The organism is Halobacillus trueperi, from assembly GCF_003386945.1.
GTDB classification, from domain to species: Bacteria; Bacillota; Bacilli; order Bacillales; family Halobacillaceae; genus Halobacillus; species Halobacillus aidingensis.
The window spans coordinates 62990-74289 of sequence record NZ_QUAE01000015.1; the positions used below are offsets into that span (position 1 = coordinate 62990).

At 39.7% G+C, this 11300-nt stretch carries 10 protein-coding genes, 1 pseudogene and 1 riboswitch; of the genes and pseudogenes, 3 read left to right on the plus strand and 8 right to left on the minus strand.

Annotated elements, in window-relative coordinates:
• Nucleotides 1–101: 101 nt before the first annotated feature.
• From DYE48_RS15545 to DYE48_RS21600, 4 genes and pseudogenes are all read right to left on the minus strand, one after another.
• On the minus strand, nucleotides 102–590 hold the full coding sequence (locus DYE48_RS15545) for a hypothetical protein (RefSeq protein WP_115824425.1): 489 nt from the start codon (nucleotides 588–590) through the stop codon (nucleotides 102–104).
• Between the two features lie 5 nt (nucleotides 591–595).
• A complete protein-coding gene (locus DYE48_RS15550; protein ID WP_115824426.1) occupies nucleotides 596–2155 on the minus strand; it encodes a sodium/proline symporter in 1560 nt (519 codons plus the stop codon).
• Nucleotides 2145–2306 carry a hypothetical protein gene (locus tag DYE48_RS21215; protein WP_167449527.1) on the minus strand — a complete coding sequence of 54 codons (162 nt, stop codon included), beginning with the start codon at nucleotides 2304–2306 and terminating at the stop codon, nucleotides 2145–2147. The genes DYE48_RS15550 and DYE48_RS21215 overlap by 11 nt, the downstream gene beginning before the upstream one ends.
• Before the next feature lie 252 nt (nucleotides 2307–2558).
• Nucleotides 2559–2645 (minus strand): annotated as a pseudogene (locus DYE48_RS21600) (helix-turn-helix domain-containing protein); the annotation flags it as partial.
• Between the two features lie 334 nt (nucleotides 2646–2979).
• A riboswitch (cobalamin riboswitch) is annotated at nucleotides 2980–3182 on the plus strand.
• 441 nt (nucleotides 3183–3623) lie between these two features.
• Here DYE48_RS21600 and mmgD point away from each other — a divergent pair.
• From mmgD to prpB, 3 genes are all read left to right on the plus strand, one after another.
• Complete coding sequence (mmgD, locus tag DYE48_RS15565) at nucleotides 3624–4739, plus strand: citrate synthase (RefSeq protein WP_115824428.1); 1116 nt, start codon at nucleotides 3624–3626, stop codon at nucleotides 4737–4739.
• 73 nt (nucleotides 4740–4812) lie between these two features.
• Nucleotides 4813–6255, plus strand: a complete 1443-nt coding sequence (locus DYE48_RS15570; protein WP_115824429.1) for a bifunctional 2-methylcitrate dehydratase/aconitate hydratase — start codon at nucleotides 4813–4815, stop codon at nucleotides 6253–6255.
• Nucleotides 6256–6274: 19 nt separating this feature from the next.
• Complete coding sequence (gene prpB / locus DYE48_RS15575) at nucleotides 6275–7195, plus strand: methylisocitrate lyase (protein ID WP_115824430.1); 921 nt, start codon at nucleotides 6275–6277, stop codon at nucleotides 7193–7195.
• A 346-nt stretch (nucleotides 7196–7541) separates the two neighbouring features.
• Here prpB and DYE48_RS15580 read toward each other — a convergent pair whose 3' ends face one another.
• From DYE48_RS15580 to DYE48_RS15595, 4 genes are all read right to left on the minus strand, one after another.
• The gene (locus tag DYE48_RS15580) at nucleotides 7542–8795 is read right to left on the minus strand and encodes an aminopeptidase (protein WP_115824431.1); all 1254 of its coding nucleotides are present in this window, start codon (nucleotides 8793–8795) and stop codon (nucleotides 7542–7544) included.
• Nucleotides 8796–8968: 173 nt separating this feature from the next.
• Nucleotides 8969–9253 carry a hypothetical protein gene (locus DYE48_RS15585; protein ID WP_115824432.1) on the minus strand — a complete coding sequence of 95 codons (285 nt, stop codon included), beginning with the start codon at nucleotides 9251–9253 and terminating at the stop codon, nucleotides 8969–8971.
• Between the two features lie 91 nt (nucleotides 9254–9344).
• Nucleotides 9345–10139: a phosphotransferase gene (locus DYE48_RS15590; protein WP_115824433.1), complete on the minus strand. Its 795-nt coding sequence runs from the start codon at nucleotides 10137–10139 to the stop codon at nucleotides 9345–9347.
• Nucleotides 10140–10287: 148 nt separating this feature from the next.
• Complete coding sequence (locus DYE48_RS15595) at nucleotides 10288–10578, minus strand: RNA polymerase alpha subunit C-terminal domain-containing protein (protein ID WP_115824434.1); 291 nt, start codon at nucleotides 10576–10578, stop codon at nucleotides 10288–10290.
• Nucleotides 10579–11300: the final 722 nt, after the last annotated feature.

Below are 11300 nucleotides of genomic sequence, written 5' to 3' on the forward strand. Positions count from 1 at the left end.
AGAATCTATGGGTATACATTAAAAATTATAAAAGTGCCTGACCCCACCACGTTAACACTTTAACGAAATGTGGGTCAGGCACTTTTTTGTTTTAAATATAATCATAAGGGATGAAACTTTCCTGTAACTGCGTCAACGACTAATAAGAATTTCTTTTTCTTTCTGTCCCCCTTTACAAGCCAAAAAGGACGATAGAATAGTAAGTTTTTTTGTAATTCTACTTCGGGCATCCTAAGGATTTTCATCTTATAAGATATAGATTTACAGACAAACTTTTCTCCTTCCAATGCAGCATCTTTCAGAGTAAGGTAAGCATCCATTCTCTCGTTTCCTTCCATTTCTGTTTCGTAAAGATTTGGGGAGACGTCAATTAGTGACCCAACTCCAGAAATTGAATCTATAGTACACCCAATCTTTCCAACTTTTCCATGTAGTAACGTTTTATCTTTCAACCCATACTCCAGAAAGTAATAGGGATAGTAAATTAGTCTATCTATTGTAAAACGAGTCTTTTTTTCCATTTGTTGTAGAAGACGGTTCACTTCCTCTTTCGAGAATTGTATCTCATTCGTCCAAATTTTTGTTGCCATAACTTCTACTCCCTTACAGGCTGCTTAGAATCTATATATTTCGATATGTTACTAGCTTCTGGGTTCAAATCCCTTGAAACATTCTTATCCAGGGAATAGGGAACGTTATATCCATTTTTTACATCATTCAACACATCGTCAATCCATTCAGGTTTTTTGCCGAAAGGATTACCTACTAGCATTCCTAATATGGACATTATTAGTCCAGCCAAAAAAGGGTGTAAAAATGTAATGTCCTGTAGCTCCATAGAGGTCCATATAATGTTAGTTACTCCCCCTGCTATCATAGCGCATAATACACCAACTTTGTTTGCTTTTTTGGAATACACCGAAGCTACATATGGAACCATAAAGCTATTTCCTAGTACGCCAAAGGAGAAAACAACTAACCCGAAAACAGAAGGTGGTTGATAGATAGCCACAATAACACCTACGACTCCTGCTGCTAGAATACTTAAGCGAGAAATACTTACCATTTTATTTTGACTAGCATTCTTATCAATAAAGCGTAAGTAAATGTCACGTGATAAAATTGTCCCTGCCTGCATTAAGATAGAGTCAGAGGTGGACATAATGGCTGCCATTACTGCTGACAATAAAATAGCTGCCAGAATACCTGGAAAGAATTCATAAGCTAATGTAGGGATCACCATTTCAGGATCCCCTAAATTAGGTAACAACACGATTGCCATAAATCCAAGTAAGTATGGAGTAAAGACGAAGAGTTGGTTCCATGTAGCAGCATATAGGATAGCTCCTTTTACGGTTTTCGTGCTTTTCATGGACATATGGCGAACGACCACATGCGGGAGCCCCATATAACCAATAGAATATATTAGCACGGCCCCAAGCACTACACCCCACTGCCCCACATATGCTAAATCCTTTCCCCAGGGACTTAAATAGCTTGGATCGACTTGAGCTATCTGCTCATTCAACCCAGAAAGTCCACCTAGATTAATAAAACCGAGTATGGCAATTCCAACTACGCCTATAACCATAATAATTCCTTGGATGAAATCGGTCCATACGACCGCTAGGTACCCTCCTGTGACCGTGTAAGATATTATAACTCCTACTCCTAGCAATAATGCCATAGAATACGGGAGGCCCGTGAGCTGTTCTAAAGCCTTTCCAGATGCATTAAATTGAGCAAAAACGTATCCAAAAAGGAAAATTATAGAAATTACAGATCCTACAATCCTTATTGCTGGACTATCAAATCTTTTCTCTAAGTATTCGATGGGGGACAAAGCGCCTAGAATTTCCGACATTCTCCTCATTCTTTTTCCTAACACTGATAGATTTACAATTGCTCCCCCAGCATCTCCGAAAGCATACCACAGAGCATACCAACCTTGTTGAAAGGCAAGAGCTGGTCCACCCATAAACATGTAACCACTCATTGCAGAACTCTGCATAGTAAGAGCCGTTACAGCAGGGCCTAAGCTTCTTCCTCCTAAAAGATAATTATCAACGGATTTGGAAGCCTTCCGGGAGAAATAAATACCAACTACCAATAATCCCAATAAGTAGACAAGGAATACGATGGCATCAATCTTCAATTGGACTACTCCCTTCATTGGTGTTTTGGGTTAACCGTTCTTCCGCTTCATCTTCCTTCTTCAATTTAATGTACAAAAAGATTGCTAAACCCATCCAAAAAAACGGCCACGGTGCAAACATCCAAAACGTATCTGTCGGTAAGTTAAACATGTATTACCAACCTTTCTTGATTTATGTCCTATCGCTTTCATTCTATCGAGTTATACGCCTTCCATCATCTTACATTTCGTAACATATTTCAAAAAAAATTTAACATTGTGACAAATATTGACTTTAAAAAAACGCTAACTTTTTAAGTTAACGTTATAGGCAGAAAATGAAGAGTTGATCATTTGTAAATATGGTTTCCATCATGTTTCAAATAATAATAAGCGTACAATGCAAATTCAATGGTTATTCTTTTTATAGATGCATGAAATCAAATCCTAGGAGTTCATGTAGTCTATCGATGCGATGGTAAAGGGTCTGTCTTGAAATGGATAAACGATTATAAGCTTCTTTCTTGAACCCATTAAGGCGGGTGCTCTATAAAGAAATCGGTCCTATCCTTGAAGGATCGAAATCAGAAAAAAGTGCCTGACCCCCACTACGTTAACACTTTAGCGAAGTGGGGGTCAGGCACTTTTTTTGAATAGTAACAATCGACTTTTAAAATAGATTTCATAATAGAATCGATTCCATTCCTACAGCCATGAGGTTTAAAACATTTCAATAATTTTACTTTCCGTCTTACTGAAAGATTTCAATCACCTTGTTTACCACTCATTTTTTAGAAATAATTGTCTATTTTCAAAATCTTTGTTATATTGAAAAGGTCATAACTGAATATGTTTCAGACTCAGGTGCAAATAAGCTTGTTCAAGCTTATTTGCTTAAAAGGGAAATCGGTGTAAATCCGATGCTGTCCCGCAACTGTATTTGGGAGCAAACTGGAAAGACCACTGTTCTCCGTTAAAAACGGGAATGGGAAGGGGCCAGGGAGTGATGATCATAAGCCAGGAGACCTGCCTTTGTCAGCGAACATCCATACCTACGAGGATAGGAGGTGTTAAGTGCGAGTGAAAGAGTAAGAACCAGCAGGGTCTCTATACCTTATGGTGTTGGTTCTATGCTCGATTAAATTGCTATGCTCTCAACTTAACAACTTTCTCTGAAAGTTGTTTTTTTATTGCCTTCATTTCCATTTGATTAGAGGTGTTTTCTTTGACCACTGCAACCGAGTATTACGTCAATAGATTCAAAGCTAGTATTATGAATCACCTATATTCTTCCGTTTCCTGTTCCCTCGAATCAACTTATAACGAATTAAAAAAAGAGATACCCAGTGAGGACGGCCAAGAGCAGGAGATGGATAACCTCGATGCCGCCTATACCCTTGTTCATAAGGAAGTGTGTGGGTATCCGCAGGTGCCTTCAAAAGTTTAAATACTTATTTTGAAAACGTTAACAAAAAGAGGAGGAATTTTCATGGCAGAGCAGACAGCCTACAAACCAGGTTTAGACGGTGTCATTGCAACCGAAACAAAACTGTCTTATTTAGATGTTGATGCGGAAGAAATCGTCCTTCGTGGATATGAACTCATTGAGCTTGCCGAGAACAAACAGTATCTGGATTTAGTCCAGCTTTTACTGCAAGGTGTACTCCCTGATGACGAACAACGCTCCTCTCTTGAACAAGAATTGAAAAAAGATTATGACCTGCCAGCTGATTTCATTTCTCTATTCAGCAAACTGCCTAAAGAAACCCACCCGATGGACGCTTTACGAACAGGGATATCTGCCCTTGCAGGGTACGAAAAAAATTTAGAGGGACGACGGGAGGAGGAAATCAGTAAGACCGCTCTCAGGCTGCTGGCAAAAATTCCAAATATCGTGGCGAACAGCTATCACATCCTTCATGATGAAGCAGTCGTCGAACCGAAACAGGAACTTCCCTATAGTACCAATTTCTTATACATGATTACAGGAAAAGAGCCGACTCAAGCGGAAGCAGACTATTTTGATCAGTCTTTGATGGTATATAGCGAGCATGAAATGCCAAACTCGACCTTCGCAGCACGTGTGATCGCTTCGACAAACGCTGACATTTACGGAGCCCTCACTGGAGCAGTGGCTTCGTTGAAAGGAAACCTGCACGGTGGAGCTAATGAAGCAGTCATGCACATGCTGTTACAAGGAGAAACGACAGATGGATTCCGCCGTCTACTCTATGAAAAACTTAATAATAAAGAAAAAATCATGGGCTTCGGACACCGTGTGTACATGAAGAAGATGGACCCTAGAGCAGCTCTTATGAAAGAAGCGTTTCGTGCACTGGCAGTAGAGAGAAAACGCGAAGATCTCTTTGAGATGTGCGAAGCAGGAGAACAGTTGATGAAAGAAGAAAAAGGTTTATATCCGAACCTGGATTACTATGCCGCACCTGTCTACTATCTCTTAGGTATACCGATTGATTTGTATACCCCGATATTTTTTGCTGCCCGCACGCTTGGGTTGTGTGCTCACGTATCCGAACAATATGCCAACAACAAATTGTTCAGGCCGAGAGTTCTCTATACGGGGCCTCGTGGTCTGCATCCTTAATCGCAAGCTGCCGGGCTGGTCCCGGTCGGCTATTACAAACATCATTTTAAAAATAAAAAAGGTGGCGATGAAAATGACAGAAGTGAAAATAAATAAGGCTCAGTCTACGGATCAAGTGATGGATCGCATTGCAGAATACGCGGTTTACGGGAACATCACCAGCGAGGAAGCTTTAGAAACCGCCCAATACGTGCTGATGGACACATTAGGCTGCGGCTTTTTAGCCTTACGTTATCCGGAATGTACGAAGCACTTAGGACCTATTGTTCCTGGCACCGTCGTTCCGAATGGCTCCCGCGTACCCGGTACGTCCTATGAATTGGACCCCGTCCACGCAGCTTTTAATATAGGATGCATGATCCGCTGGCTCGATTACAATGATACATGGCTAGCAGCAGAATGGGGGCATCCTTCCGACAACTTAGGGGGAATCCTGGCAATTTCCGATTACATTAGCCGTAAACGAATTTCAGAGGGGAAAGAACCGCTGAAGATGGATGATGTTCTTGAGAATATTGTAAAAGCTCATGAAATCCAGGGGGTCTTAGCTTTAGAAAACAGCCTCAACCGTGAGGGGCTTGACCATGTTCTTTACGTAAAAATAGCCACAACAGCAGTCGTAACAGCCATGTTAGGTGGCAGTAAAGAAGACGTAGTGAACGCAGTTTCCCAAGCCTGGATTGACAACTCGAGTCTTCGTACTTACCGCCATGCACCAAACACAGGCTCCCGAAAATCATGGGCGGCCGGAGATGCAACAAGCCGTGGTGTAAGGCTCGCCTTGATGACGATGAACGGGGAAATGGGATACAAGACTGCCTTGTCTGCACCTGGCTGGGGATTTCAGGATGTACTTTTCGGCGGAAAAGAACTCACCTTAGCACGTCCATTCGATTCCTATGTGATGGAAAATATCTTATTCAAGATTTCATTCCCGGCTGAATTCCATGCCCAAACGGCAGCAGAAGCAGCTATACAACTTCATGACCAGGTCAAAGGAAGAATCGACGAGATCGAGCGTGTAACCATTACGACACATGAATCAGCCATCCGAATCATTGATAAAAAAGGACCACTGCATAACCCTGCGGACCGTGATCACTGTTTGCAATACATTACAGCCATCGGTCTTTTGTATGGATGTTTGAATGCAGACCATTATGAAGACGACGTAGCCGCGAATCCTGAAATCGACCGTCTGCGAAACATAATGGTTACCATTGAAAATGAACAGTACAGCAAAGACTACCTTGATCCTGATAAGCGTTCCATTGCCAATGCCGTCCAAGTGTTCTTTAATGATGGCACCTCTACAGAAGAGATCGCTATCGAGTATCCGATCGGCCATCGACGTCGCCGTGACGAAGGAATCCCGCTCCTATTGAATAAATTTCAAAATAATTTAAAGACACGCTTTCCATTCCGTCAAGTGAACCGTATCCTAAACCTTTGTGAGGATTATGATGAGCTGACGGATACTCCAGTCAACCAATTCATGGAGCTGTTTAAAATTTAAATGGTAAGGAGGAAAATGTATGTCATGGATATTCGAATCAACGTCTACCCAGCCAGAAAGAGCAGAAGTTTTCAAACGCCTGATTGATCAACCCGAACTGTTGAAAATTCCAGGTGCTCACGATGGTATGTCAGCAAAAATTGCAAAAGATGTCGGATTCCAAGCCATTTATTTATCCGGAGCTGCCTATACAGCAAGTCGAGCGCTTCCAGACTTAGGACTCATCTATTCGAACGAAATGGCGGAAAAAGCACAGGAACTTATCCGAGCCTCGGACCTCCCCCTGCTTGTTGATATCGATACGGGTTATGGCGGAGTGATTAATGTAGCCCGAGCAGCAAGGGAAATGGTCGAAGCCGGGGTGGCCGCTGTACAAATCGAAGATCAGCTATTACCGAAGAAATGTGGTCATTTAAATGGTAAAAAGCTGATTGAACCCGAAGAAATGATGCAAAAAATCCGCACAATCAAAGAAGTCGCTCCAACCCTTGTCATCATAGCACGAACGGATGCCAAGTCTGTAGAAGGAATGGACAAAGCCATTGACCGTGCGAACCAATATGTTAAAGCAGGGGCTGATGCGATCTTCCCGGAAGCTTTAACGAGTGAGGAAGATTTTCGCCATGCCTCTTCCGCCATTCAAGCTCCCCTGCTAGCAAACATGACCGAGTTCGGCAAGACACCATATTTCACAGGCGAAGACTTCAGCTCGTTCGGAATGGACATGGTCATTTATCCAGTCACCTCCCTTCGTGTAGCTGCCAAAGCTTATGAACGAATATTTACAGAGATTATGACTTCCGATACTCAAAAAGAAAAGCTTGAGGATATGCAATCACGTGAAGAACTATATGAAACCATTAAGTATTACGATTATGAAGCATTGGACAAAAAAGTAGCGAGAACCGTCCTTCCTGAAATAGGTAAAGAAAATAAGTAAACAAACAAAGAGAAAGGTCGTTCCTTTCTCTTTGTTTGTTTGATACTGTTGTTCCTCCTCAATTATCTTAAATATAGGTCTCTCCCAATTCGGCTCTTTATTAAGGAAAGAAAAAAGACGACTATTCTTATTGAATAATCGCCCCCCTATCCTTTAAGACTCTAAATCAAGATATTTTGAATAGATATTTAAATAACACACTCGTTTGTTTAAGTACATTCTTTCACAAACATAACTCATAATCTTCATTTGTAACAGGAATGCTGCCCAGGTTGTTTTCACTATAACTAGCACTAAGTATAATCCACCAGAAATTAGTTTTCTCTGTTTTTAAATTGGAGACGAATTAGAATTGGAAATCCCCATCCTCCATTAGCAGGACTTCAGTTCCACCTTTTTTAATACCCACTACTTTCATATCTTCGTTACCAAAGGTCACATTGACTGACAACAGTGAAGTATTCAGACCCGCTGCCTTTAACTCTTCTTCAGATTGGACAATGCCATTTTGAATATTGGAGGGAGATGCATTTCCGATTCCAATATGACAGGACGTATTTTCATCAAACAAGGTATTGTAAAAAAGAGTATCTGCCTGAGCAAGAGGAGATTTATTAGAAACCAAGGCAATTTCACCCAGATAGCGTGATCCTTCGTCTGTTCCGATGAGATTTTGTAACACTTCCTGTCCCTTTGCGGCATAATGGTCTGTAATCCGGCCATCTTTAAAAATTAGATAAAATTCATCGATGACGCTTCCCCCGTAGATCAGAGGTTTAGTACCTACCAATTTGCCATTCACTCTATTTTTATGAGGAGCAGTAAATATTTCTTCCGTAGGAATGTTCGGAAAGAAAGGAATTCCCTCCTTATCTATGACACCCCCACCGATATAGAGATGCTTCTCAGGTAGACCAACAGATAACTCTGTTCCACGGCTATTTGTAAAATGCAGCGCTTCAAATTGGCTCTCGTTTAGGATTTTTTTTCGAGACTCGAAGGCTCTATTGTGACTCTCCCAATCTTTTATAGGATCTTTCCCATCTGCCCGAGATCCTTTTAAAATTAATTTCCATAATGATTGTAAAGCTTCTTCTTTACTCAGGTTGGGAAATACTTTAGCTGCCCATTCAACGTACGGGACAGCTAGAAGACACCAGCGTATCTCGTGGGATCTAATTTTTGCATAATAATCCCTCAATTTGGTACGAGAAGCTTTTAGGAAACGATTGATCCTTTCTGTAGAAACGTCCTTAAAGACATCTAAGTTCTCAGAAAGGATATGTATGTAAACAGCACCTGCATCGTCCCATTCCTTAAAACGGGCAGCTTTCCAATCAGGAAAGTGATCAATGACGCTATCTGCTGCATTTAAATAAAATTCCTTGGTAGACTGTTCATCTGTCCAATCAATAAATACATTTGAAGCTCCTGCCTCGTAGGCTGCCGTTTGGATTAGACGTGCAAACGCAGCATTTTGTATATCACTATGAATAATCAATAGTTGATTTTTTTGCAGATTTACACCAGCTCGTACAGCAAGTTCTGCATACTTTTTCAACTTTGCTTGACTTATACATTCATATATTCCATTAATCATTTAATATCTCCCCTGTGATGTTCTTGTGTATATGTTTATTCAAGAAATACCCTCTTTTCTTGATGACTCGAAGTCGAGATATCTTCGAGTTTACCTAGAATTAACGCACCCTTAAGTATAAACAAAGACTTCCACATGGTTGAATAATAAACAAATGATGTGATAATAAGTCATTATTTATTACTTATTCGTTCCAAAAATATGGGTGCTATATTTAGTAAAATAGAAACAATTGTCAAAAACCAAAATGCCCTTGCCATACCAGGTATGACATCCGATAAAGCCGCCCAATCTTCTGCTTTTACCCACCGGGATAGATAACTGTAATCTGCACAAATTGTTAATGCTGTAAATGATAATCCCATCGCCATAGCAAGTTTATAATCCTTTCCTGCTTTATACATGTAAAGATTTATAAAAGTCGCTACTATAGCAATAACCCCTAATATGATCCACATATTTAAAAATGGCCCCCTTTACTGTAAGACTTGAATTCGAGATATCAGAAAATCTAGCAATAGCCACTCAGGATTCACTTAATGATTCTGATCAAATCCACTCTCTTCCATGTTCACGAATGAATTCAATATCCTTTTCATAATGCTCCAGGTGACCTTCGTTTATCATTTTTTGAAATACAGTGTCTCCTTCATTGGACTTTCTCTTCATGTATTTACATAACCCTTCTAACCGCAACAATACCATCTCTAAATAACCTTCATCTATACCTTCAATACCATAAGAATCAAAAAATAACTTTATTCTTGCTTTGATCCGTTCTGAATCATGTGAAACGTTATAATAGACGGCTTCTCCTACTTCATTATGATAAAGTCTGCTTAAAGGAACGCATGTATAAAGGGTGTAGGCTATGTCCCAAAGTCTTGGCCCAGGAGCTGCAACATCAAAGTCAATAATGCCTACTGGCTGTTCATGATTAAAAATAATATTGTACACAGCAAAATCATTATGACATAGAACCTCTCTATTACTTGGAGTATTGTCAATTGAACTCCACTCATCTATCAATGGAAAGTCACTAACTGCGTCATGATAAAGACGAAGCATATGTGCTATTTCTTTTAATACATCATTTGACCACATATATCTTTTCAGAGGGTAATTTCCAGCTTCTCCTTCAATGAAGGATAATATCTCCCTATTTTTTTCATCAATACCTAAAAACTTCGGTGCATAATTAAAACCTTTACTATCTAAATGTTGTAACAATCTATGTATCTTCAAACTGTCAGGTTTTATTTCTCGTCGGACAGTATCTTCAAATCGATATACATTTGAGACATTTCCTCCAGCTAGCTTTTCTTCTTCCTCAGAATTTGCCATTGAATTTCCCTCCCCTTAGTAAGACTCTCTACATTACTCGATCGTCCTTCGTAGTTAGAAAAAAGCGATTGCCTATATTGAACAATCGTCCCCGTTCCTATAAGACTTGGTTTCAAGATAAAATATACACGATACAGAATAAGTAAAGTTATTTCTTAAAAGATAATCCCTTCTCTTTCAAAGCTGATTTCAGCTTCGGTAATGACGCTGGACCCATGCCATGAAATTTCAAAACATCTTTTTCATTGTATGTTGATAAAATTTCCAAGGAAGTTACACCGTTGTTTTCCAAGGCTCTTCTAGCTGGGGCTGGCAGTAATGAAAGGAATCCACTTTCAGGCTTTCGCGCGTTTTCACAGATTGGACAAGTTGGACAATCGCTACTTTTATAATATTTGTGCCCTTTGTCGCATATCTTAATATTTTGATTTGGAGTCATTTAAACATCTCCTTATTAAATATAAATTTGGTTACCTAATAAATAACTTTTATCTATATAGAACTTGTCGCGCGCCCCCGTTTCCGGAAGACTCGAATTCAATATAGTACTCATTATGCTCACAAGTTAGTATTGATATTTCATTTGTAATGGATGAATTGTGGTTACGTTGGATATACCAAGCTCGTAATAGATTGGCAGAATTTATATTATGTCTAAAAAATTCTTTCAGTTAACTGTCTTATAATATCAGGGAAGACTAACCAAAAAGGTATATTTATAACTAGTGGAAAAGCTAAATATAACAATGTGTTAATGTCTTTTCTTGCACTTTTATCTAGAAATAATAAAATGCTAATAGTGAATATCGGATATAATAGAAGACCAATAATCAACGAAGCGGTGGAAATATCCTTAGGACTGTTTCCGAGTGAAGAAAATAAAAGGTAAAAAACTATTTCTGATAAGGAAAAGATTCCAATTGCCCACCAAAACCATTCAGGTTGCTTCCATTCTCTCATAACTTATTCCTCTCCAAACTATAGTTATATAAACGCGGAATAGAATGCTTAGTGACATACCTTATTGGATTATAGTTAGCAATAGGTAAGCGTTTGAGGTTATCTCCAGCTTTTCCCCTGCTCCACACCGAACGTGCTAGTTTCCCAGCATTCGGCGTTCCATCTAAAGGTATGTACTACATTATAAGTTCCTTTGTTACT